Source organism: Neisseria flava, assembly GCF_982712965.1.
On sequence record NZ_CEXQBZ010000110.1, the window covers coordinates 17,931 to 41,086 of the forward strand.

The following is a 23,156-nucleotide window of genomic DNA, read 5'->3' on the forward strand; positions in this document are numbered from 1 at the left end:
CTGTGGCGTGGGTTCTAACCACGAACCCGCGCCAACATCAAAAGGTCGTCTGAAAAGCGACCGTAGCATGGGCTTTGCCCACGAAAAACACCAGCAAAAAGGTCGTCTGAAACCCAAAATCCGATTTCAGACGACCTCCGAAACAAACCCCAAAACGCAGGCTTCCGCCCGCGACTGCCACAATAAAAAACCGTCCGAAATCCTATTCTAAAGTTTTCAGACGACCATAAAACAAAAGCCCGCACACCCAAAAACCAAGGGCCTGACTACAAAGAAGAGAAACCATCCCAAGCGTCCGAACACCCGTTCAGACCGCCTTCCCGTATTCAGGCATATTCCGACCCACCACGCCCCGAGCAGGTACGATATGCTGAAATTCATCATCCGCCGCATACTTTCCGCCATCCCCACCATGCTAGTACTGATTACCGTCTCATTCTTCCTGATGCGGCTCGCACCCGGCAGTCCCTTCACCGGCGACAAAAACGTACCGCCCGCCGTACTGGCCAACATCGAAGCCAAATACCACCTGAACGACCCGATGTACCTGCAATACTTCAACTATCTCAAACAACTCGCCCACGGCGACCTCGGTCCCTCGTTCAAATACAAAGACTACAACGTCAACGAGCTGCTCGCCCAAGCCCTGCCCGTTTCCGTCGAACTGGGCGTGTACGCCTTCATCATCTCGACCGTCTTGGGCGTACTCATGGGCACCATCGCCGCACTCAGGCGCAACACATGGGCGGACTACACCATCATGACCGCCGCCATGACCGGCATCGTCGTCCCCAGCTTCGTCAAAGCCCCCATCATGATTTTCATCTTCGCCATCACCCTCAAATGGCTGCCCGCCGGCGGCTGGAATGACGGCTCGTTGACCAGCCTTATCCTGCCCGTCGCCGCCCTCTCCATCGGCTATGTCGCAGGCCTCGCCCGCATCACGCGCGGCGCGATGATAGAAGTGTTGAACAGCCCCTACATCCGCACCGCCCGCGCCAAAGGGCTGTCCATGAACAGCATCGTCCTGCGCCACGCCCTGCGTCCCGCCATGCTGCCCATCCTCTCCTATCTCGTTCCCGCCTTCGTCGGCATCATCACCGGCGCCATCGTTATCGAAAGCGTCTTCGGCTTGCCCGGCATCGGACAACTCTTCGTCAACGGCGCGCTCAACCGCGACTACGGCATGATCTTGGGGCTGACCATCCTCGTCGGCGTACTGACCATCGTCTTCAACGCCATACTCGACATCCTCTACGCCCTGATCGACCCCAAAATCCGCTATTAAAAGCAAAAAAGGTCGTCTGAAAACCGGTTTTGCCGTTTTCAGACGACCCCCGAACAAAAAACGGAGAACACCATGCTATTCAACAAGAAAAATTCCCGCGCCATAGCAGACGCAGCCGAACAGGCACAAGTACACGGACGCAGCCTGTGGCAGGACGCGTGGCGGCGTTTCAGCAACAACAAAGCCGCCCTGTGCAGCGTCTTCATCCTTGCCGCCATTATCCTCTTCGTTATCGCCGTCCCTTGGGTCAGCGCCTACACCTACGACTACACCGACTGGGACAACATGCAAATCCCGCCTTCCTTCGCCACCCGCCACTACTTCGGCACCGACCTGCTCGGACGCGACCTCTTTACCCGAGCCGCCGCCGGCGGACGCATTTCCCTGCTCATCGGCATCGCAGGCGCACTCGTTGCCGTCGTCATCGGCACGCTCTACGGCGCACTCGCAGGCTTTTTCGGCGGCAAACTCGACTCCGTCATGATGCGCCTGCTCGAAATCCTCAACGCCTTTCCGTTTATGTTTTTCGTCATCCTGTTGACCACCTTCTTCGGACGCAACCTCTTACTCATCTTCGTCGCCATCGGACTCGTCTCATGGCTGGACGTCGCCCGCATCGTCCGCGGCCAAACCCTCAGCCTCAAACACAAAGAATTCGTCGAAGCCGCCCGCATCACAGGCGTATCCCGCCGCCGCATCGTTACCCGCCACATCATCCCCAACGTACTCGGCGTCGTCATGGTTTACGCCTCCTTGCTCGTACCCGGCATGATCATGTTCGAATCCTTCCTCAGCTTCCTCGGATTGGGCGTACAAGAACCCAAGACCAGTTGGGGTTCTATGCTCCAAGAAGGCGCAGCCTCCATGGAAGCCGCCCCGTGGCAGCTCCTCGTCCCCTGCTTCTTCCTCGTCGCCACCCTCTTCTGCTTCAACTTCATCGGCGACGGCCTGCGCGACGCACTCGACCCCAAAGACCGCTGACACACACAACGAGGACACACCCATGACCACCCCATTGCTCACCGTCGAAAACCTCGACATCCGCTTCCAGCTCCACGACAAAACCGTCCACGCCGTGCGCAACATCAGCTTCCAAGTCGCTAAAGGCGAAACCCTCGCCCTCGTCGGCGAATCCGGTTCAGGCAAATCCGTTACCGCCATGTCCCTCATGCGCCTCCTGCCCGAAAACAGCACCCGCTACGGACAAAACTCGCGCATCACCTTCGACGGCACATCCATCCTCGACGCAGACGAAAAAAACCTCCGCAGCCTGCGCGGCGGACGCATCAGCTTCATCTTCCAAGAGCCCATGACCTCGCTCAACCCCTTCATGAAAATCGGCACCCAGCTCACAGAAGCCCTGCGCGTCCACAACAAAACCATCACCCGCAAAGCCGCCCGCGAACGCATCCTCGACCTCCTCAACCGCGTCGGCATCCGCGAAGCAGAACGTCGTCTGAAACAATACCCCCACGAATTCTCAGGCGGCCAGCTCCAGCGCATCATGATCGCCATGGCGCTGCTCAACGACCCCGCCCTGCTCATCGCCGACGAACCCACCACCGCCCTCGACGTCACCATTCAAGCAGAAATCCTTGACCTCCTGCACGACCTCCAAAAACAAATGGGCATGGCGATTATCTTCATCACCCACGACCTCGGACTCGCCGAACACTACGCCGAAACCGTCTGCGTCATGAAAGACGGCGAAATCGTCGAGCGCGGCAAAATCAAACAAGTTTTCTCCAACCCGACCCACCCCTACACCGCCCAACTCATCCACTCCGTCCCCAAAGGCATGAAAGACCCCGTAGAAGGCAACCCGCCCGAGCTCATCCGTGCCGACGGCATCAACGTCCACTTCACCCTCAAACACAACTTCTTCGGCAAACCCCTCAAAACCTTCCACGCCGTCAAAAACATCAGCCTCGCCATCCGCCAAGGCGAAACCCTCGGCATCGTCGGAGAATCCGGTTCCGGCAAATCCACGCTCGGCAAAGCCATCATGCAAATGCTCCCCTACCAAGGCAGCATACACTTCGACAACAGCGACCTCGCCGCCCTCACCCCCGAGCGCGCGCGCCAGCTCAAAGCCGAACGCCAAATGGTCTTCCAAGACCCCTACGGCTCACTCTCCCCCCGCCTCACCGTCGGCGAAATCATAGGCGAAGGTCTCACCGTCCACCGCCCCGAAATGACCAAAGCCCAACGCACCGAACTCGTCCTCAAAGTCCTGGACGAAGTCTCCCTGCCTGCCGACGCACTCAACCGCTACCCGCACGAATTTTCAGGCGGACAACGCCAACGCATCGCCATCGCCCGCGCCCTCATCCTGCGGCCCAAGTTCATCCTCCTCGACGAACCCACCTCCGCCCTCGACCGCTCCGTCCAAATCAAAGTCGTCGAACTGCTGCGCGGACTCCAAACCAAATACGGACTGACCTACATCTTCATCAGCCACGACCTCTCCGTCGTCCGCGCCGTCAGCGACAACGTCGCCGTCATGCAGCACGGAGAACTCGTCGAATACGGCAGCGCAGACCAAATCTTCCACCACCCGCAGAAAGACTACACCAAACGCCTCATCAACGCCGCCTTCGACCTCTGACCCAAGGTCGTCTGAAAACTAGATGTGGCGTGGGCTTCGCCCACGAACCTGTCTAACGTCAAAAGGTCGTCTGAAACTGAAAAATACAGTTTCAGACGACCTTTTTATATTTCAAACAACCATTATTTGTGTGCAAAGCCCACGCTACCGCTTCCACATCGCAGGACCCATTCCAATATTTCAAAAATATAACGAATGCAAACAGAAGCTTCCATTCCTCCGTTCTCCGCTGAAATCACACAACCCGTAGTGTGGGCTTCGCCCACGAACCCCACAAATACCAAAAGGTCGTCTGAAACACAAACCTAGTTTTTCAGACGACCTCTCCACAGCCTTACTCACTTCGGCAAATTTCAACGCAAACTTTACCAATCCAACCCATAATCTCCTCCAGCATCCGTCATTCCCGCGCAGGCGGGAATCCATCGGAAACCCTAAGAAACAGATATTCAAAAACAGTTGCCGAAATTCAAGAGTAGATTCCCGCCTGCACGGGAATGACGGCAAACAAATATCCCGTCGGATATGGATATTCACCCACCAAACTGCAACCACGCAGCGTGTACTTTACCCGCAAACCACCCAAATACAAAAAAACCGTCCCAGACCCAACTCTGACAACTGTAGCGTGGGCTTCGCCTATAAATCCCCAAAATACCAAAAGGTCGTCTGAAACCCAACTTTCAGACGACCTTTTTTCTAATCCCATCTACTTCATCGCAGCCTTCAATGCAAACGCTGCCAACAGCGCCCCTAAGCGGAATTTTCGGGGAATGGCAAGTCCTGCCGTTTTATACAGGAGGCGTGTGCGGTTCAGTTCGCTACCCAAGTCCAGCAGCGTCATCAGCTTATCTGACTTGCGATCGTCCTGTTCTTTCCATTTTTGCTGTTTCATATGCGATGCCTCGATTCTCAGGCGAACCAGCTTGGCTTCCAGTTGCAGCAGTTCGCGTGCCTCATCGCGTTCCGTTTTATTCATCGTCCTCTCCTTCCTGCATTTCTTGTCCGCGCAGACAGGCAATGTCTGCCTTAATGTCCTGCAAGGTTGCTGCGATTTGGTTGTTTTGGCTGCGCCAGTCTTTTGCGACTTTGCCGAACAAGACCGCAATGACGATTAGGCTGACGATGGTAATCCCGAAGAATACCCATATCGCTGCGGTATCCGACAACACGCGGTTTAGTCCGAAAAGCAGACTGATGAATGCAATCAGCAGCAAGATGCCCGATACGACCAGCCATATGATGATGCGGAACACGTTTTCCGCCTGCTCCGCCAAATCCAGATTCAAAATCTGCAACCGCAGCAAAAGCAAATCAATACCTTGATTCAGCAGCGTTTTCGTATGTTCGATATTTTGTCTGATACCCATATTCCGATTTCCCTGATTGCTCCGAAACGGACAATCCGAAGGCTTTGGGGTCGTCTGAAACCTTCGCCACCCCTCATAAGCAAACGCCGCCGGAACAAGACTTTGGGAAATCGTGTCCGGACGGCATTCCTGTTTGACCGATTATCGGCGGTTCAGCAAGACGCCGACGACCAAGCCTGCCAATGCGGCAAAGCCCATTGCGTAATAAGGTTTGTCGTGTACGGCTGCATCGGCTTGACGCGCGCCGCGTTTGATGCGGTCGCCCGCTTCTTCTCCAAACTCGGCAAAGCGTTTTTTGCCTTCTTGGAAACGCTCTTCTGCCAATTCTTCAAATTCGTCGTATTTTTCGCGTGCGCGGTCAGCATGATGTCTGATGCGCTCGCCCGCTTCGTCTTCAAAACGATATAAACGCTCTTTGGCGGCTTCGAGTTTTTCCTGCAATTTGGCTTTGGCTTTTTTACCTTCTTCCGAACCGGCTTCCACGCCTTTGGTGTACAGTTCTTCGACATCGTTCATTACATCTTGAATGTCTTTCAACAAAGCTTCTTTGCGGGATTCAAAATCATGTTTTTTCATTACCTTCTCCTTGATGTTCCTTACCGTTGAAATAACAGATTGTTCATCTGTTAACTGATTATAACCCCTTTACACTTCTGCTCAAGTCAATTCGGCTAAAGGTGGTTTGAAAACATGTAAAGATTGACGCGGGAGATAAAAAGGTCGTCTGAAAACCTGTTTCCAAATTTTTGGCTCCTCAACATAAACCATCCCTCTACCCAAAAATAACGAAAATCAAAGAAAGAGCAAGAACACCCACACCATCCCATCCTTAAAAATACCACCAAGACAATCTGAAACATTTCAGACGACCTTTTGCAATACCTTTTACCTGTCTATCCTAATATTCTTTCTCAATAAAAACAGATATAATTTCGAATCTTACAAATTCTTAACAAAGGTATCACGATCATGGCAATCAATCCCACCAAACTCTTTGACGGTCTTGCCAAGCTCGTACAATCGGAAGACAAAGCAAACTTCATCTACGGCTTCCTTCGCCTGTTCGATACCCCGAAAGCCACCATCACCAAACTGCAAAACCAAACTCCCGGCACCAACGTTGCCGATATGCCTTTACTCGGCGAAATTGCCCTCAGCCGCAAACTCTATTTCAAACCTGCCGACCCCGGGGCAGACATTTACGACATCCTGCAAACCCTGAAACAATCACCTTCCGCCGGCAAAAACAAAATCCGCTTCTTTATCGTAACCGATTTTCAAAACATCGCCGCCTATGACACTAAGGCCGATGACTATCTCGAATGTGCCTACACCGATTTGGCTCAGAACTACGGCTTTTTCCTTCCCCTTGCAGGCTTGGAAAAAAGCAGCGGATTTGAAGAAAATCCCGCCGACACCAAAGCCGCCGAAAAAATGGGGCGTCTTTTCGATCATATCCGCCGCACCAACCATCTTGAAAAACCCGAAGACATCCATGCCCTCAATGTCTTCCTGACCCGCCTGCTCTTCTGCTTTTTTGCCGAAGACACCAAAATCTTCCCTAAAGACGGCTTTACCAAACTCATCGAAAGCCATACGCACAAAACCGGCGAAAATACAGACGAAGTCCTGACTGCACTTTTCCAAACCCTCGACACGCCACCTGAAAATCGTTCCGAAGCCCTGCCCGTCCATCTTGCAAATTTCCCCTATGTCAACGGCGGACTTTTCCAAGCAGACGAGCCCGTTCCCGATTTCGATGCCCGCACCCGCCGCCTCTTGCTCGAATGCGGCAAACTCGACTGGTCCGAAATTAATCCCGACATCTTCGGCTCCATGTTCCAAAGCGTCATTAATCCCGCCCAACGTAGCCGCCTCGGACAGCACTACACCTCCGTCCCCAACATCATGAAAGTCATCAAGCCACTCTTTCTTGACGACTTTCAGGCGGCATTCCAAGGCATCTTCAAACGCTTTTCCAGCGATGAAGGTCGTCTGAAAGCCCTATACGGCCTCTCCATGCGGCTGGGCAACATCAAAATCTTCGATCCCGCCTGCGGCAGCGGCAATTTCCTGATTATCGCCTACAAAGAGCTGCGCCGCCTCGAAATCGAAATCTTCAAGGCCGTCAAAAAAATCGACAGCAACGCCCTATTCGACAGCAGAATCCGTCTCGACCAGTTTTACGGCATCGAGCTGGACGACTTTGCCCACGAAATCGCCATGCTTTCCCTCTGGCTTGCCGAACACCAGATGAACCTTGCCCACGAAAGCGAAATCGGCAACAGCCTGCCCACCCTGCCCCTCAAAAGCGGCGGCAACATTAAGGCCGCCAACAGCCTGCGCGAAGACTGGGAGGCCTTCTGCCCCCGCAGCAACCGCGCAGAAGACGAAGTCTATATCGTCGGCAATCCTCCCTTTGGCGGCTCAAATTCGCGAGACGACGGGCAAAACCAAGATATGGATATGGTTTTTGACGGTTGGAAAAAATACGGCGTATTGGATTACGTTGCCTGTTGGTTTTGGAAGGGTGCGCAATATATCCGCGCCAGCCGCGCCAAGCTCGCCCTTGTCGCCACCAATTCCATCAGCCAAGGAGACCAAGTCGCCACCCTTTGGCCCGGCATCTTCGCATTGGGCAACCGCATCGTCTTCGCCTACCAGACCTTCCCTTGGTCAAACAACGCCAAAGACAAAGCCGCCGTTCACGTCGTCATCATCGGATTGGAAGCCGTACGCATTTCAGACGACCTGCAAAACAGTCTCAACCTCAGCGATGTGCAGCCCAAACTCTACAAACTCCTCGACAAGGAATGGCACAGCCAAAGTGTTGCCAACATCAGCCCCTATCTGATTGCAGGCAGCAATCTTGCGGTTGCCGCCCGTGAACAGCCTTTATGCAACGTTTCCAAAATGGTTTACGGCAACAAACCCGTCGAAGGCGGCAACCTCATCCTGACCACAGAAGAAAAAGACAGCCTCATCGCCCGTGAGCCGCAGTCTGCCAAATGGATTAAAAAACTGCTCGGTTCCGACGAATTCCTCAACGGCAAACAACGTTGGTGCCTCTGGCTGACCGACCTGACCCAAGAAGACCTTGACAATCTGCCCGAAAAACATCCCCTCGTTGCCGAAAGGGTAGAAAACGTACGCGCTGTCCGCCTTGCCAGTAAAAAAGCTGCAACCGTTCAAAAAGCAGACATCCCCCATTTGTTTGATGAAATCCGCCATCCTACTTCTGGAAACTACATCCTCGTTCCCCGTGTATCCTCCGAGCGCCGCGAATACGTCCCGATGGCATTTTTTGACAGCGAAGTCATCAGTACCGATCGCAATCAAATGATTCCTAATGCCAGCCTCTACGAATTTGGTATCCTCAATTCAGCCATGCACAATGATTGGATGCGTGTGGTAACAGGTCGTCTGAAAAGTGATTACAACTATTCCGGTACACTGGTGTACAACAATTTTCCTTGGCCCGAAGCCGGCGAAGCCCAAAAAGCGCACATCACTTCACTTGCTGAAAACATCCTGCTTATCCGCGCCGACTACCCCGACCAAACCCTCGCGCAGCTCTACGATCCAGACAAAATGCCGCCGCCGCTCAAAGAAGCCCATCTCCGCCTTGATGCCGCCGTTGACCGCCTCTACCGCGCCAAACCCTTTTCAGACGGCATGGAGCGCGTAGAATTTTTGTTTGACTTATACGAAAAAGCCATCAACGGCCAAACCACGCCGTAAAACGGTATCTTTGCCCCGACATCACCGTCTTTAAAAGGAAAATATCTTGACTATCCCCCTGCTCCACGTCGAATACGGACAAACCGGCAACAGCACCAAACCAAACAATATGGGCATGCGCGAAATGCAGGCCAAAGCGTTTGCCAAACGCGACGCGCAATATTTGCTGCTCAAAGCGCCGCCCGCCTCAGGCAAATCCCGCGCGCTGATGTTTTTGGCTCTGGACAAGCTGGCCCATCAAGGCATCAAAAAAGCGATTATCGCCGTCCCCGAAATGTCCATCGGCGGCTCGTTTGCCGATACCGAATTGGCGAAACACGGCTTTTTTGCCGATTGGCGCGTCAAGCCGGAAAACAATCTCTGCACCGGCAGCGGCGACGATAAAGACCAAGGCAAAGTGGATGCCTTTATCCGCTTTATGCGCGGCAATGCCCAAGTTTTGGTCTGCACCCATGCGACTTTCCGCTTTGCTTTCGACAAACTCGCAGATGTCGGGGCATTTAATGACACGCTGGTGGCGATTGACGAGTTCCATCATGTTTCTGCGGAAGTCAACAACCGTTTGGGTGCAGTCTTGGACGAAATCATGAGCAATTCCTCGGCTCATATTATCGCCATGACCGGCTCGTACTTCCGAGGCGACGCCGTACCGATTTTGAGCGAAGAAGACGAAACCAAGTTTGAAAAAGTAACCTACACCTACTATGAACAACTCAACGGCTACCGATATTTGAAATCTCTGGGATTGGGCTACCATTTCTACCAAGGCCGCTATCTTGATGCTTTGGGTGAAGTGCTCGATCCGTCGAAAAAGACGATTATCCATATTCCCAACGTCAATTCGGGCGAAGCGGCGGTCGATAAGTATTCGGCAGTCGACCACATCATCGACACATTGGGCGAATTTGTGGAAAAAGACCGTGAAACAGGCATCATCACGGTCAAAGCGTATGATGGCAGGCTGCTGAAACTGGCAGACTTGGTGGACGACCGTAAAACATCCGACCGTTCTTTAATTCAGGCATATTTACGCAATATCAAATCGCGCGATGATATGGATATTATTGTTGCGCTGGGTATGGCGAAGGAGGGTTTCGACTGGCCCTATTGCGAGCATGTGCTGACCATAGGCTACCGCAGCTCGATGACGGAAGTCGTCCAAATCATCGGTCGCGCCACCCGAGATTGTGAGGGGAAAACGCATGCTCAATTTACCAATCTGATTGCGCAGCCCGATGCGGCAGATGAAGATGTCCAAGTGTCGGTCAATAATCTTTTGAAGGCGATTACGCTGTCGCTGCTGATGGAGCAGGTATTGGCGCCCAATATCACTTTCCGCCGCCGTTCGGATATGAAACCAGGTGAAAAGCCTAATCCTGGTGATGTAGTTGTCGACGATACGACACTGCCCGCCTCTAAAAGAGTCATTGATATTCTGAATAAGGATTCAGACGACCTTATCGCTGCATTGATGCGGGATACGAAAAATGCCAAACGCTATATTCAGGAAGACACGCCTGCTTCTGCCATCAATGAAACCGCGCTGCCGAAAATTGTTGCCCACCGTTATCCCGAGCTGTCAGCAGAAGAGCAAGACCAAGTTGTGCAAGGGACACTGGCCAAAATGGCGGCAACCCAGGGCGGCGGCATAAAAGACGGCAAGGATTTACCTGATAACGCGCTTATCGAGGATGAAAAAACCTATGTCAAACAAGGAGATTTTTTTGTCGATACGGTTAAGTTGCAAGAAGCGGGGCAGACTTATTCTGCCGAAGAAACCGTCAGGGAACGCGATTTGCCTGACAACGCGCAAATCAAAAATCCGCAAACAGGCGAAGTCAAAACTGCTGACAACCGTTTTATCAAAGTCGGCGAAAAATTTATCAATGTGGACAGGTTGAATGTGGATTTAATCCGCGAAGTCAATCCTTTCAGGGACGCATATGAAGTTTTGTCCAAAAATGTGGACGCGCCGCTGTTGAAAGCGATTCAGGATTATGTGCAGGCAGACCGCATTCAAATGACGGAAGATGAAGCCGCTATGCTGTGGCCGCGCATCAATGAATTTGTCCGCAACAACAATCGGATGCCTGACAAGGATTCAGACGACCCCTTGGAAAAACGCATGGGCGAGGCCTTAATCTATATCCGCCGCCAAAAAGCGGAACGTATGGCAAGGGGCTGAATATGTTGCTAAAAGGTATGCGCGTTGATTCCATAATCATCAGCTTGGACGATATTTTCAATCACGATGATTTAGGCCTGCTTGCCGATGTCAAACCGATTGCACCCAAAGCCGATGAAAATGCAATGGTTTTGCAAACATTCAAAGAAGTCGAATCGTTTTTCAGACGACATGGACGTTTGCCGAACAATGATGGCAATTTGGATGAGAAAATTTTAGATAGGAAATGGCAAGCCTTGCTGAACAACAAACAGCATTGTGAAACCCTCCGACAACACGATACGCTCAATCTGCTGAGGCCGTCTGAAAAAACGGAACGCTCTAAAGCAGAAAATGTGGTTACGCTGGAAGATATCTTCAACAGCGACGATTTGAATCTGCTTGATATAGGAAATACGGATATTTTCCGGATGGAACATATCCCGCAGCGGGCAGCAAATGGATCTCCCTATGAGGATGAAAACAATGCAGTACGAAAACCGTGTATAGATTTTTGGCGGTTTGAAGCTTGGTTTAAGCAAATCCACCATATGCTCAAACACGGCGAAGCCCACTTCGAACGCCTAAAAACGGAAACCTTCCTGCAACCGGGCGATGTATTCCTATTACACGGGGCTTTGTGTTATGTCGCTGATTTTGCAGAGACGGAAGACAGGAAAAGTACAAGAGGAAACAGACGGTTGCGCGTTATTTATGAAAACGGGACGGAATCCAACATCCTGACCCGTTCACTCGCCCGCGCTGTCTATAAAGATGAAAACGGTAAAAAGGTTATGCTGGCCGATACTGAAGCCCTGCCGGATATTTTGACCGCCGATAATCAGCCGGATTTGGTAACTGGACAGCTTTATATCGTCAAACTGCTTCAACCCAAACCGCAGCTTGCCGCCTATAAAAATCTCTATAAAATAGGCTTCACTACGGATACGGTAGAAACCAGAATCGCTAATTCGGAAAACGATACTGCTTTCTTGGAAAGCAAAGTTGTCCCTGTATTGTCTTTTGAATGCCGAAATATCAATCCACATACGTTCGAACGTTTATTACACGCCTTCTTTGCTGCACAAAAACTGAATATCCGCCTGATGGGAAAAGACGGGAAAAGTTACATCCCAAACGAATGGTTTGATGTCAGATTGGATGTTATTGAAAAAGCCGCCGAATACATTGTCAACGGTACAATTAACCAATACCGCATGGACAACACAACTGGGGAAATTTTTCAAAAACTGATGAAATAAAACAGTTTTATAAGTAGGAATCCTCCTACCAGCGCCCTTAGGTTGCGAATCCTATTAGTTTTGATTTAAGTTGCGGAACAAATATCCTTATCTGCCATATTTCCATTAGATTAAAGGTCGTCTGAAAACCTGTTTCCAAGTTTTCAGACGACCTTTCAGCTTTTCAGTCAAAAAGACTAGGCGTTGTTACGCCAAGCCTTTTGCTTTCAACACTTCCAGCATGGTGCTGCCCAATTCGGCAGGGCTGCGGGTGTAGGCGATGCCGGCTTTTTCGAAAGCGGCGAATTTTTCTTCCGCAGTACCTTTGCCGCCGGAGATAATCGCACCGGCGTGGCCCATGCGTTTGCCTTTAGGAGCGGTCACACCCGCGATGTAACCGACGACGGGTTTGGTTACGTTGGATTGGATATATTCGGCTGCTTCTTCTTCCGCAGTACCGCCGATTTCACCGATCATGATGATGGCGTCGGTATCGGGGTCTTCTTGGAAGAGTTTCAGCGCGTCGATTTGGTTCATGCCCGGAATCGGGTCGCCGCCGATACCGATACAGGTTGATTGACCCAAGCCCAGTTTGGTGGTTTGTGCCACGGCTTCGTAAGTCAATGTACCGGAACGGGAAATGATGCCGATGCGGCCCGGAGTGTGGATGTGGCCCGGCATAATGCCGATTTTGCACTCGCCCGGAGTAATCACGCCAGGGCAGTTAGGACCAACCAAACGTGTGCCGTTGCCGTTGGTTTCCAAGTAGCGTTTGGCTTTGAGCATGTCCAGAGTCGGTACGCCTTCGGTAATCACAACCACCAAGCCTACGCCGGAATCAACGGCTTCAACGATAGAATCCAGTACAAACGGAGCGGGAACGTAAATTACAGATGCGTCCGCGCCGGTTTCTTTAACCGCTTCTTTCATGGTATTGAACACGGGCAGGTTCAGGTGGGTTTGACCGCCTTTGCCCGGGGTAACGCCGCCGACGACTTTAGTGCCGTAAGCCAGAGCTTGTTCGGAGTGGAAAGTACCGTTTTTACCGGTGAAACCTTGAACCAATACTTTGGTGTCTTTATTAATCAATACGCTCATTCTTTTCTCCTTAGGCGTTTACGGCTGCGACAATTTTTTCGGCTGCGTCATTCAGGCCGTCGGCGGAAGTCAGTTTCAGACCTGATTCGTTCAGGATTTTCGCGCCGAGTTCGGCGTTGTTGCCTTCCAAACGGACAACGACAGGCACGTCAACGTTGATTTCTTTAACGGCTGCCACGATGGCTTCCGCAATCATGTCGCAACGGACGATACCGCCGAAGATGTTGATCAATACGCCTTTGACGGATTTGTCTTCGAGAATCAGTTTGAACGCTTCAACCACGCGCTCTTTGGTCGCGCCGCCGCCTACGTCGAGGAAGTTGGCAGGTTGGCCGCCTTTCAGTTTGATGATGTCCATGGTCGCCATCGCCAAACCGGCACCGTTCACCATACAGCCGATGTTGCCTTCCAGCGCAACGTAGTTCAGGTCGAATTCGGAGGCTTTCAGCTCGCGTTCGTTTTCTTGGGATTTGTCGCGCAATTCGGCAATTTTCGGCAGGCGGTAGAGCGCGTTGCTGTCGATACCGATTTTGCCGTCCACGCAGGCCAGCGCGCCGTTTTCGCGAACTGCCAGCGGGTTCACTTCAAACAGGGCGAAGTCGTTTTCGACAAACGCTTTGTACGCGCCGGTCATCAGTTTGACGAACTCGTTGATTTGTTTGTCTTTCAAGCCCAGTTGGAACGCCACTTCACGCGCTTGGCAAGGTTGCAGACCGACCAGCGGGTCAACGGTTACTTTGAAGATTTTTTCAGGGGTTTCGGCGGCAACTTTTTCGATTTCCACACCGCCTTCGGTCGAAGCCATGAACGTAATGCGACGGGTAGAACGGTCGACCACCGCGCCCAAATACAGCTCGGTTTGCACCGGATACATGTCTTCGCAAACCAAAACGCTGTTGACCGGCTGACCGTTGGCATCGGTTTGATAAGTAACCAGATTGGTGCCAATCAGGCTTTCCGCCACTTCTTTGGCTTCTTCACGGCTTTTGACGACTTTTACGCCGCCCGCTTTACCGCGTCCGCCTGCGTGGACTTGGGCTTTGACGACGGCAAATTTTCCGCCCAGTTTGTCGTAAGCGGCTGCGGCTTCTTCGCCGTTGTGCGCCAAAATACCGCCTTGCACGGGCAAGCCGTAGCTTGCCAGCAGTTCTTTAGCCTGATACTCGTGTAGATTCATGGATTTCTCCTTTAGATTAGTGGAATGCCCTGAGACTGCCTCTGAATGGCAACCCCGTGCGTTTCAGACGACCTTTCGGCGGTCGGAAAATCGTCGTTTCACTTGCTGAACGGCAACCACATCCGCGCAAGCAGATACATGATTGCACCGCCGCCCCCGAGAATAAAAAAGACGATGCCTTTTTTACGCGAATTCGGGCAGAGCAGGTAAACGGCAAGGCTGAAACTGATAAATAACAAAGCTACGCGCCAAACCAATTCTTTGTCTTTGAAACGGTTGAGCGTATAAGTTTCGGTCATCATCACATACATCTGCCACAACGCGGCCATACACATGCTGATGATGCCCATCGGTATAAACAGGATACCGATTACTTCTTTATTCATAATCAAATGCTGTCTGTGAATGTGTCGCCGATTATATATAGTGGTTCAAGTTTAAACCAGTACTGCGTTGCCTCGCCTTGCCGTACTATCGTACTGTCTGCGGCTTCGTCGCCTTCTCCTGAATTTAAACTTAACCCGCTATCGCAGCAGATTCAAATAGAAAATACTTAAATCGTCATTCCGACAAGAGAACAATGGCAACTGATATGCCCTATTTTCTCTCTATACCTATCGGAACATCGCTTCCGAACATTCATCTTTCCGAAAAGGTCGTCTGAAACTTTTTCAGACGACCTTTTATGCTTTACTTGGCCTCCTCAGCCGTGCAAAGCGCGTTTGTCGGCGGCCAGTGCGGCTTCGTGAACCACTTCGGACAAGGTCGGGTGGGCATGGATGATGCGGGCGATGTCTTCGCTGCTGGCAAAGAATTCGAGCGCAGTGACGCCTTCGGTAACCAATTCGCTGACAACCGGGCCGATCATGTGTACGCCCAAGATGCGGTCGGTTTTGGCATCTGCCAACACTTTGACCGTACCTTTTGCCTTGCCCATTGCCAACGCGCGACCGTTTGCACCAAAGCCGGAAGTGCCTTTTTTGTATTCCACACCTTCGGCTTTGAGCTGCTCTTCGGTTTTACCGACCCAAGCGATTTCGGGGTCGGTGTAAATCACGAACGGTACGTTGTTGAAATCGATATGCGGTTTCTGTCCGGCGATGCGCTCGGCAACGGCCACGCCCTCGTCGCTGGCTTTGTGTGCCAGCATCGGGCCGCGAACCACGTCGCCGATTGCCCAGACATTAGGCAGGTTGGTGCGGCATTCGCCGTCCACTTTGATAAAGCCGCGCTCGTCTTTTTCCAAGCCGACGGCTTCGGCGTTCAAGCCTTTGGTGTTCGGAATACGGCCGATGGCGACGATGAGTTTGTCGAATACTTCGGTTTTGGCTTCGCCTGCGGCAGTTTGGTAGGCAACGGAAACACCTTTGCCTTCAGATTTGATGTCGCCGATTTTTACGCCCAGTTCGATGTTCAAGCCCTGCTCTTTGGTAAAGTATTTGAAGGCTTCTTTGGCGATTTGCTGGTCGGCGGCGGCAAGGAAGGTCGGCATGGCTTCGAGGATGGTAACTTGCGAACCGACACGGTTCCATACAGAACCCATTTCCAAACCGATCACACCCGAACCGATGACGCCGAGTTTGGCGGGCACTTCGGTCAGGTTCAATGCGCCTTCGTTGTCCAATACGTTTACATTATCGATGGCAACCTGTGGCAGCGGACGCGGCACGGAACCGGTCGCTACGATGACGTGTTTGGCTTCGATAACGGTTTTCTCGCCTTTGTTATCGACTTCGATTTGGTAGGCATCGCCGTTTTTTCCGGCAAATGAAGCCGTACCGAACAGGCTGGTTACTTTGTTTTTTTGGAACAGGAATTTCACGCCGCCGGTGAGCTTGGTTACGATGGCGTCTTTGCGTGCAATCATTTTCGCCGCGTCGAATTTGATGTCGCCGACGCTGATGCCGTGTTCGGCAAAATCATGCTGCGCAGCGTGGAAATGTTCGCTGGATTGCAACAGGGCTTTGGAAGGAATGCAGCCGACGTTCAGGCAGGTGCCACCTAGCGCGGGCGCATCGCCTGCTTTGTTGACGCCCGCATCGACACAGGCGGTTTTGAAACCCAGTTGGGCGGCGCGGATGGCGGCAACATATCCGCCGGGGCCTGCGCCGATGACTACTACATCGTATTGAGACATGTGAAAAATCCTTTGTTTGACATTTTTGCCGCAGGAAAACCTTCGGCAAAAGTTCATCCACTACATTTTGCATAAGAGGTCGTCTGAAAGCGCGGCTTCAACGCAGTTAAAACTCATTCTGCCTTTTTCAGAGTGCGAAGCCTGCCCGCAGGCACGACCTTTTGAAACTTCAGCCCGATTGGTTCGAACGCATCAGCGGCGGCAGGAATGCGGGCTGTACTCCCTGACTTCCTGTCCGGTAAAATTGTTGTAAACGCGCACGGTAGCGTGCGGATAACGTTTGCACAAAACGCTGCGGGCGACGGGAATGCCTGCTTTGTTGCTGTCCATTTCAAAACGCTTGTTCAACATTCTGCCGCGCGCGTCGTAGGCGTTAACGGAATATTCCTTTCCTTCGAATGCGGCACACGCGCCAAGCAGGGAAACGACAGCCAAAAGCGGAAACAGGGAGATGGGTTTCATGGATATACTCCTATGGGTTTTCATACCGTTTGCTTATGCACGGAAAATGGCAGCAACAAACTTTCTCCCTTAGATTTCAAACATCCCGCCGTTTTCAGACGACCTTTTTTCGTTCCAAGGTCGTCTGAAAACCGGTAAGCAGCCCGATTTCAAACTGCTCTGTTTTTATCCGCTTTATATATCCCTTTGACGGCGTTTACAGATCCAACAACAGGCGTGCCGGATCTTCCAGCGCGTCTTTGATGGCAACCAAAGTCAGCACGGCTTCGCGGCCGTCGATGATGCGGTGGTCGTAAGAAAGTGCCAAATACATCATCGGACGGACGACGACTTGACCGTTTTCCACGACTGCGCGCTCTTTGGTCGCGTGCATACCCAAAATGGCGGATTGCGGCGGATTGATAATCGGGGTGGACATCATAGAGCCGAATGTACCGCCGTTGGTGATGCTGAACGTACCGCCGGTCAAATCTTCCAGCGCGATTTTGCCATCTTTGGCTTTTTTGGCGTAATCGACGATGGCTTGCTCGATGTCGGCAATGCTCATTTGGTCGGCATCACGCAGAATCGGTACGACCAAACCGCGCGGGCTACCGATGGCGATACCGATGTCGAAGTAACCGTGATAAACGATGTCGTTGCCGTCAACGGAAGCATTCACCACCGGATATTTTTTCAGCGCGGCAACGGCTGCTTTGACGAAGAAAGACATGAAGCCGAGTTTGACGCCGTGTTCTTTCTCGAATTTTTCTTTGTATTTCGCACGCAAGTCCATGATGGGTTTCATGTTGACTTCGTTGAACGTGGTCAGAATCGCGTTTTCCTGTTGCGAAGCCAAGAGACGTTCGGCAACACGGGCGCGCAGGCGACTCATCGGAACGCGTTGTTCCGGGCGTGCGCCTGCCGGAACAGGTGCAGGAGCAGCAGCGGGTGCAGCAGCAGGTTTGGCGGCAGCGTTTTGCACATCTTCTTTCAAGACGCGACCGTCGCGGCCGGAACCTTGCAGCGCATTCACATCCACGCCGGTTTCGGCGGCCAGCTTCGCAGCGGCAGGCATGGCGGCATTGGTTTGCGCAGCGGCGGGAGCGGCTTCAGGTGCAGGAGCGGCGGCTGGGGCTTCAGCAGAAGCGGAAGCGGTTGCTGCGGTGTCGATGCGTGCCAACACTTGCTCGGCGGCAACGGTTTCGCCGTTTTGAGCGATGATTTCAACCAATACGCCGGCTTGTGGGGAAGGTACTTCCAAAACCACTTTGTCGGTTTCGATGTCGATCAGGATTTCGTCGCGCGCTACGGCTTCGCCGACTTTTTTCTTCCATTCCAAGAGCGTGCCTTCGGATACGCTTTCGGACAGCATGGGTACTTTTACGTCAATAATCATTTTGTGTCTCCGGATGGTCGTTGGTTTTCAGACGACCTGTTGTGTGTTATCTCTTTTGTTTGGCGGGCGTTCCGTCTGAAGTGTTTCATTCGGAACGCCGCACCGTATTGCGTTACAGCGTCATGGCGTCTTCAACCAGTTGTTTCAGCTGGGCGACGTGTTTGCTCATATAGCCGACTGCGGGCGATGCGCTGCTCGGACGGCCGGCATAAGACAGTTTTTGGCTTTCGCCGATAACGTCTTCCAAGCGGTGGCGGATTTGGTAGAACGCGCCTTGGTTTTTCGGCTCTTCTTGCGCCCAAACCACGGATTTCGCGTTCGGATATTTCGCCAACTCTGCACGCACTTCGTCGTATGGGAACGGATAAAGCTGCTCGACGCGGACGATGGCGACATCGTTTTCCAGTTTGCGCTCGGCACGGCCTGCTTCCAAATCGTAGTAAACCTGTCCGGCGCAAAGAATCACGCGTTTCACGCTTTCATTGTTGCCACGCTCGGCGGTATCGCCGATAACGGGACGGAAGCGCGAACCTTCGGTGAAGTTTTCCAGCGAGCTCATCGCGCCTTTGAAGCGCAACAGGCGTTTGGACATGAAAATCACCAGCGGTTTGCGGTACGAACCCAAGACTTGGCGTTGCAGCAGGTGGAACATTTGCGACGCTTCGGACGGCATAATAATTTGCATATTGTGTTCGGAGCACAGTTGCAACCAACGTTCCACGCGGCCGGATGAGTGTTCCGGACCTTGACCGTCGTAACCGTGCGGCAGGATGGTGGTCAGACCGCACAAACGTCCCCACTTGGTTTCGCCGGACGACAGGAATTGGTCGATGGTCACTTGCGCACCGTTGGCAAAGTCGCCGAACTGCGCTTCCCAAATGGTCAGTTTATCAGGTGCTGAGCAGGCAAAACCGTATTCGTACGCCATGACGGCTTCTTCATTCAAGATGGAGTCGATGACGAGGAATTCGCCCGTACCTTCGCCCATATTGCGCAGCGGTACATAAGTGCCGTCATCCCATTTTTCGCGTTTTTGGTCGTGCAATACGGCATGACGGTGTGAGAATGTACCGCGTCCGGAGTCTTCGCCGGAAATGCGCACGCCGTGGCCTTTGGTGACCAAGTTGGCGTATGCGAGGGTTTCCGCCATACCCCAGTCAATCGGCTGACTGCCCGCAGCCATGCCTTTGCGCGCTTCGAGCACACGTTTGGCAGTCGGATGCAGTGCAAAGCCTTCGGGGACTGCGGTAAATTTCTCGGCAAGACGCTCGATGTCGGCAGCGGGCAGGCCGGTTTCCACATCTTCACGCCAGTCTTTGCCTTGGTATTTGCTCCAGTCGATTTGCGTGCGTTGGAAATTGCTCAACGTCGTTTGTTCGACATGTTCGCCTTTATCCAAAGCATCGCGGTAGGCTTGGATATAGCCGTCGGCTTCTGCCTGCGTCACCACGCCTTCTGCAATCAGTTGCTCGGTGTACAAAGCACGCGCACCGGGGTGTTGCGATACTTTTTTGTACATCATCGGCTGGGTCAGGGTCGGATCGTCGCCCTCGTTGTGGCCCCATTTGCGGTAGCAGACGACATCGATCACGATGTCTTTGTTGAATTTCTTACGGTAGTCCAAAGCGGCCTGGATGGCGAAGCAAACGCGTTCCGGATCGTCGCCGTTGACATGGATGACCGGAGCGGAAACCATTTTCGCCACGTCGGTACAATGCACGGTCGAACGGGTGTCGCGGGTATCGGAGGTGGTGAAGCCGATTTGGTTGTTGATGACGATGTGAACCGTACCGCCGGTGGTATAGCCGCGCGTTTTAGACAGATTAAACGTCGCTTGGTTGACGCCCAAGCCGACAAATGCAGAGTCGCCGTGAATCAATACGGGCAATACTTTGTCGCGGCCGTTTTCGCCCAAACGTTTTTGTTTGGCGCGTGCAGAACCTTCAACGACAGGATTGACGATTTCCAAATGCGACGGATTGAACGCCAAAGAAACATGCATCGGACCGTTCGGCGTAGCGATGTCGGAGCTGAAACCCATGTGGTATTTTACGTCACCGCTGGGCAGCTTGATTTCGGCACGGCCTTCAAATTCGGCAAACAAATCGCCCGGTTTCTTGCCCAAAATGTTGACCAAGACATTCAGACGACCTCGGTGTGCCATACCGATGATGACTTCTTCGACGCCGTCTTTACCTGCGTTTTGAATCAGGTAATTCAGACCGGCAATCACGCTCTCGCCGCCTTCTACGCCGAAGCGTTTTTGACCGACATATTTGGTATGCAGATAACGCTCCAAAGTCTCGGCAGCGGTCATTTCTTTCAGGATGCAGCGTTTCTGTTCGGCACTGTAACTCGGGGTGGACAGCACATCCTCGAAATAATTGCGCAACCAGCGGCGCTCTTCGGTATTGGGAATGTAGATGTATTCCAATGCGAGGTGGCCGCAGTAGGTTTGCTTGAGGTTGCTGATGATTTGGGACAGGGGCAGTTTGCTTTGGCCGGAAAAATCGCCCTCGCCCATATTGAACTGAACCGCCATATCGGCATCATTCAGTCCGTGGAATTTGGGATCGAGGGCTTCAATATTGCGTGGCGGAATACGTTTGAGCGGGTCAAGCTGAGCAGCGCCCACACCTTGAATACGGTAAGCAGAAATCAACCGCAGTACGCCGACCTGTTTCTTCATCATGGCTTCGTCCATACCGCCGGCAATAGCCGCTGTCGATTTGGTTTTTGCCAAATTGGCGAAGGATTCACGGATCGGCGCATGGGCGATATCAACATCCGCCGCACCGGGCTGCTTGCTTAAGTCGGTGAAATACTGCTTCCATTTTTCATCGACCGAATTAGGGTTTTCCAGGAAATTCTCATACAACTCCTCGATGTAGGGAGCATTTGAACCGAACAGATAAGAAAAATTGAGTTTTTCATCCATCATGACGCGAGCTCTTTTCTTTAAAATATAAACAAAGGGTAGAATTCCATGTGTTTCAACGGAATCCATGCCGTTTGAAATGACACTTCATTCTACCCTATTTCCAGCCAAATTACTTGTATCTGTTTCGTTTGCTGCAGACAAACTTATTTAAAAAAACTATTCGGCTTTCTCAAATGAAGTTCCGACAACATATTAATGTACTGATTTTCAGCGTTTATCCGCCGGCACATAATCGCGGCGTTCCGAACCGGTATAAAGTTGGCGCGGACGGCCGATTTTCAGCGAAGGATCACCGATCATTTCATGCCAGTGCGAAATCCAGCCCACGCTGCGCGACAGGGCGAAGATGACGGTAAACATTTCGGTCGGAATGCCCAGCGCGGACAGAACAATACCGGAGTAGAAGTCGACGTTGGGGTACAGCTTGCGCTCCACGAAGAACGGGTCTTTCAGGGCAATTTGTTCCAATTCCATTGCCAGCTTGAATTTCGGACTGTCTTCCAAGCCCAATTCTTTCAACACTTCGTGGCAAGTCTCACGCATGATGCTGGCGCGCGGATCCATGTTGCGGTACACGCGGTGTCCAAAGCCCATCAGACGGTATTTGCGCTGTTTCACACCTTCCATGTATTCGGCAACACGGGACACATCGCCGATTTCGTCCAACATTTTCAAGACGGCTTCGTTCGCACCGCCGTGGGACGCACCCCACAGACAGGCAATACCGGCAGCGATACAGGCAAACGGGTTCGCGCCTGAAGAACCTGCCAGACGGACGGTCGAAGTCGATGCGTTTTGCTCGTGGTCGGCATGAAGGATAAAGATGCGGTCGAGCGCGCGTGCCAATACAGGATTGGGTTTGTAGTCTTCACATGGTGTGGCGAACATCATGTGCATGAAGTTTTCGGAATAAGAGAGGTTGTTTCTCGGATAATTGAACGGCAGACCGTTGGAATAACGGTAACACATCGCAGCAATCGTCGGAATTTTGGAAATCAGACGGTAAATCGCGATTTTGCGGTGTTCGGGATTCGTGATGTCCAGACTGTCTTGATAGAATGCAGACAATGCACCGACCACGCCGACCATCATCGCCATCGGATGCGCGTCACGGCGGAAGCCGCGGAAGAACCAAGTCAGCTGTTCATGCACCATCGTATGACGGCGGACGGTATTGTCAAATTCTGCCTTTTGCTCAGGCGTCGGCAATTCGCCGTAAATCAGCAGGTAGCAGACTTCCAAATAATCGGATTTTTCGGCAAGTTGTTCGATGGGATAACCACGGTAATACAGCAGACCTTTGTCGCCGTCGATATAAGTGATTTTGGATTCGCAGCTTGCTGTTGAAACGAACCCGGGGTCGAATGAGAATAAGCCTGTGTTTTTCGTCAGTGCGCGGATATCGACCACGTCATGACCGATGCTCGCTTCCAATACGGGCAGTTCTAAATCCTCTTGATTGGGTACGTTGAGTTTAATTGATTTGGACATATTTATCGCTCCTTTGTAGGTTGGGGCTTTCGTTGCTGCCTATGCAGCACGGTCTTTATT

At 52.3% G+C, this 23,156-nt stretch carries 18 protein-coding genes; 7 read left to right on the plus strand and 11 right to left on the minus strand.

The window, feature by feature from the left end; all coding sequences use genetic code 11:
• Nucleotides 1–7: 7 nt before the first annotated feature.
• The 4 genes from AC5M9B_RS05465 to AC5M9B_RS05480 all read left to right on the plus strand — a co-directional run bounded on the left by AC5M9B_RS05465 (nucleotide 8) and on the right by AC5M9B_RS05480 (nucleotide 3,896).
• Complete coding sequence (locus AC5M9B_RS05465) at nucleotides 8–211, plus strand: hypothetical protein (protein ID WP_487648346.1); 204 nt, start codon at nucleotides 8–10, stop codon at nucleotides 209–211.
• Between the two features lie 156 nt (nucleotides 212–367).
• A complete protein-coding gene (oppB, locus tag AC5M9B_RS05470) occupies nucleotides 368–1,288 on the plus strand; it encodes an oligopeptide ABC transporter permease OppB (protein ID WP_039405341.1) in 921 nt (306 codons plus the stop codon).
• Between the two features lie 72 nt (nucleotides 1,289–1,360).
• Nucleotides 1,361–2,269, plus strand: a complete 909-nt coding sequence (gene oppC / locus AC5M9B_RS05475) for an oligopeptide ABC transporter permease OppC (RefSeq protein ID WP_049227068.1) — start codon at nucleotides 1,361–1,363, stop codon at nucleotides 2,267–2,269.
• A gap of 22 nt (nucleotides 2,270–2,291) precedes the next feature.
• Nucleotides 2,292–3,896 carry an ABC transporter ATP-binding protein gene (locus AC5M9B_RS05480; RefSeq protein ID WP_487648347.1) on the plus strand — a complete coding sequence of 535 codons (1,605 nt, stop codon included), beginning with the start codon at nucleotides 2,292–2,294 and terminating at the stop codon, nucleotides 3,894–3,896.
• A 709-nt stretch (nucleotides 3,897–4,605) separates the two neighbouring features.
• On the opposite strand, the gene AC5M9B_RS05485 is transcribed toward AC5M9B_RS05480, so the two are convergent.
• From AC5M9B_RS05485 to AC5M9B_RS05495, 3 genes are all read right to left on the minus strand, one after another.
• Nucleotides 4,606–4,875 (minus strand): hypothetical protein, encoded by a 270-nt coding sequence (locus tag AC5M9B_RS05485; RefSeq protein ID WP_019270317.1) that lies wholly within the window; start codon nucleotides 4,873–4,875, stop codon nucleotides 4,606–4,608.
• Entirely contained in the window at nucleotides 4,868–5,266 is a 399-nt protein-coding gene (locus tag AC5M9B_RS05490) for a phage holin family protein (protein ID WP_487648348.1), read from the minus strand. The genes AC5M9B_RS05485 and AC5M9B_RS05490 overlap by 8 nt, the downstream gene beginning before the upstream one ends.
• A 141-nt stretch (nucleotides 5,267–5,407) precedes the next feature.
• On the minus strand, nucleotides 5,408–5,842 hold the full coding sequence (locus AC5M9B_RS05495; protein WP_009312039.1) for an ElaB/YgaM/YqjD family protein: 435 nt from the start codon (nucleotides 5,840–5,842) through the stop codon (nucleotides 5,408–5,410).
• Between the two features lie 393 nt (nucleotides 5,843–6,235).
• On the opposite strand from AC5M9B_RS05495, the gene AC5M9B_RS05500 reads away from it, so the two are divergent.
• From AC5M9B_RS05500 to AC5M9B_RS05510, 3 genes are read left to right on the plus strand one after another with little or no spacing between them, the layout of a single operon-like run.
• Complete coding sequence (locus AC5M9B_RS05500) at nucleotides 6,236–9,007, plus strand: DNA methyltransferase (protein WP_487648349.1); 2,772 nt, start codon at nucleotides 6,236–6,238, stop codon at nucleotides 9,005–9,007.
• Nucleotides 9,008–9,053: 46 nt separating this feature from the next.
• Complete coding sequence (locus tag AC5M9B_RS05505) at nucleotides 9,054–11,192, plus strand: DEAD/DEAH box helicase (RefSeq protein WP_487648350.1); 2,139 nt, start codon at nucleotides 9,054–9,056, stop codon at nucleotides 11,190–11,192.
• A 2-nt stretch (nucleotides 11,193–11,194) separates the two neighbouring features.
• On the plus strand, nucleotides 11,195–12,433 hold the full coding sequence (locus AC5M9B_RS05510) for a GIY-YIG nuclease family protein (RefSeq protein ID WP_487648351.1): 1,239 nt from the start codon (nucleotides 11,195–11,197) through the stop codon (nucleotides 12,431–12,433).
• Nucleotides 12,434–12,619: 186 nt separating this feature from the next.
• Here the strand turns inward: AC5M9B_RS05510 and sucD are convergent, their stop codons facing one another.
• The 8 genes from sucD to gltA form a co-directional block, all read right to left on the minus strand.
• Nucleotides 12,620–13,510 (minus strand): succinate--CoA ligase subunit alpha, encoded by an 891-nt coding sequence (sucD, locus tag AC5M9B_RS05515; protein WP_003745608.1) that lies wholly within the window; start codon nucleotides 13,508–13,510, stop codon nucleotides 12,620–12,622.
• A gap of 10 nt (nucleotides 13,511–13,520) precedes the next feature.
• Nucleotides 13,521–14,687, minus strand: a complete 1,167-nt coding sequence (sucC, locus tag AC5M9B_RS05520) for an ADP-forming succinate--CoA ligase subunit beta (RefSeq protein ID WP_070496245.1) — start codon at nucleotides 14,685–14,687, stop codon at nucleotides 13,521–13,523.
• Between the two features lie 98 nt (nucleotides 14,688–14,785).
• On the minus strand, nucleotides 14,786–15,073 hold the full coding sequence (locus tag AC5M9B_RS05525; protein WP_003755543.1) for a hypothetical protein: 288 nt from the start codon (nucleotides 15,071–15,073) through the stop codon (nucleotides 14,786–14,788).
• A gap of 317 nt (nucleotides 15,074–15,390) precedes the next feature.
• Nucleotides 15,391–16,824, minus strand: coding sequence for a dihydrolipoyl dehydrogenase (gene lpdA / locus AC5M9B_RS05530; protein ID WP_003741784.1), 1,434 nt, complete (start codon nucleotides 16,822–16,824; stop codon nucleotides 15,391–15,393).
• A gap of 192 nt (nucleotides 16,825–17,016) precedes the next feature.
• Nucleotides 17,017–17,286, minus strand: coding sequence for a hypothetical protein (locus tag AC5M9B_RS05535; protein WP_009312043.1), 270 nt, complete (start codon nucleotides 17,284–17,286; stop codon nucleotides 17,017–17,019).
• Nucleotides 17,287–17,482: 196 nt separating this feature from the next.
• The gene (gene odhB / locus AC5M9B_RS05540) at nucleotides 17,483–18,664 is read right to left on the minus strand and encodes a 2-oxoglutarate dehydrogenase complex dihydrolipoyllysine-residue succinyltransferase (protein ID WP_487648352.1); all 1,182 of its coding nucleotides are present in this window, start codon (nucleotides 18,662–18,664) and stop codon (nucleotides 17,483–17,485) included.
• A gap of 112 nt (nucleotides 18,665–18,776) precedes the next feature.
• A complete protein-coding gene (locus tag AC5M9B_RS05545; RefSeq protein ID WP_487648353.1) occupies nucleotides 18,777–21,605 on the minus strand; it encodes a 2-oxoglutarate dehydrogenase E1 component in 2,829 nt (942 codons plus the stop codon).
• Nucleotides 21,606–21,812: 207 nt separating this feature from the next.
• Nucleotides 21,813–23,096 carry a citrate synthase gene (gene gltA / locus AC5M9B_RS05550; RefSeq protein WP_487648354.1) on the minus strand — a complete coding sequence of 428 codons (1,284 nt, stop codon included), beginning with the start codon at nucleotides 23,094–23,096 and terminating at the stop codon, nucleotides 21,813–21,815.
• Nucleotides 23,097–23,156 lie beyond the last annotated feature (60 nt).

Excerpts from the sequence above, each read along its gene's own strand:
- oppB (WP_039405341.1), top strand. The coding sequence starts at position 368 with ATGCTGAAATTCATCATCCGCCGCATACTTTCCGCCATCCCCACCATG.
- oppC (WP_049227068.1), top strand. The coding sequence starts at position 1,361 with ATGCTATTCAACAAGAAAAATTCCCGCGCCATAGCAGACGCAGCCGAA.
- AC5M9B_RS05480 (WP_487648347.1), top strand. The coding sequence starts at position 2,292 with ATGACCACCCCATTGCTCACCGTCGAAAACCTCGACATCCGCTTCCAG.
- AC5M9B_RS05485 (WP_019270317.1), bottom strand. The coding sequence starts at position 4,875 with ATGAATAAAACGGAACGCGATGAGGCACGCGAACTGCTGCAACTGGAA.
- AC5M9B_RS05490 (WP_487648348.1), bottom strand. The coding sequence starts at position 5,266 with ATGGGTATCAGACAAAATATCGAACATACGAAAACGCTGCTGAATCAA.
- AC5M9B_RS05495 (WP_009312039.1), bottom strand. The coding sequence starts at position 5,842 with ATGAAAAAACATGATTTTGAATCCCGCAAAGAAGCTTTGTTGAAAGAC.
- AC5M9B_RS05500 (WP_487648349.1), top strand. The coding sequence starts at position 6,236 with ATGGCAATCAATCCCACCAAACTCTTTGACGGTCTTGCCAAGCTCGTA.
- AC5M9B_RS05510 (WP_487648351.1), top strand. The coding sequence starts at position 11,195 with ATGTTGCTAAAAGGTATGCGCGTTGATTCCATAATCATCAGCTTGGAC.
- sucD (WP_003745608.1), bottom strand. The coding sequence starts at position 13,510 with ATGAGCGTATTGATTAATAAAGACACCAAAGTATTGGTTCAAGGTTTC.
- sucC (WP_070496245.1), bottom strand. The coding sequence starts at position 14,687 with ATGAATCTACACGAGTATCAGGCTAAAGAACTGCTGGCAAGCTACGGC.
- AC5M9B_RS05525 (WP_003755543.1), bottom strand. The coding sequence starts at position 15,073 with ATGAATAAAGAAGTAATCGGTATCCTGTTTATACCGATGGGCATCATC.
- lpdA (WP_003741784.1), bottom strand. The coding sequence starts at position 16,824 with ATGTCTCAATACGATGTAGTAGTCATCGGCGCAGGCCCCGGCGGATAT.
- AC5M9B_RS05535 (WP_009312043.1), bottom strand. The coding sequence starts at position 17,286 with ATGAAACCCATCTCCCTGTTTCCGCTTTTGGCTGTCGTTTCCCTGCTT.
- odhB (WP_487648352.1), bottom strand. The coding sequence starts at position 18,664 with ATGATTATTGACGTAAAAGTACCCATGCTGTCCGAAAGCGTATCCGAA.
- AC5M9B_RS05545 (WP_487648353.1), bottom strand. The coding sequence starts at position 21,605 with ATGATGGATGAAAAACTCAATTTTTCTTATCTGTTCGGTTCAAATGCT.
- gltA (WP_487648354.1), bottom strand. The coding sequence starts at position 23,096 with ATGTCCAAATCAATTAAACTCAACGTACCCAATCAAGAGGATTTAGAA.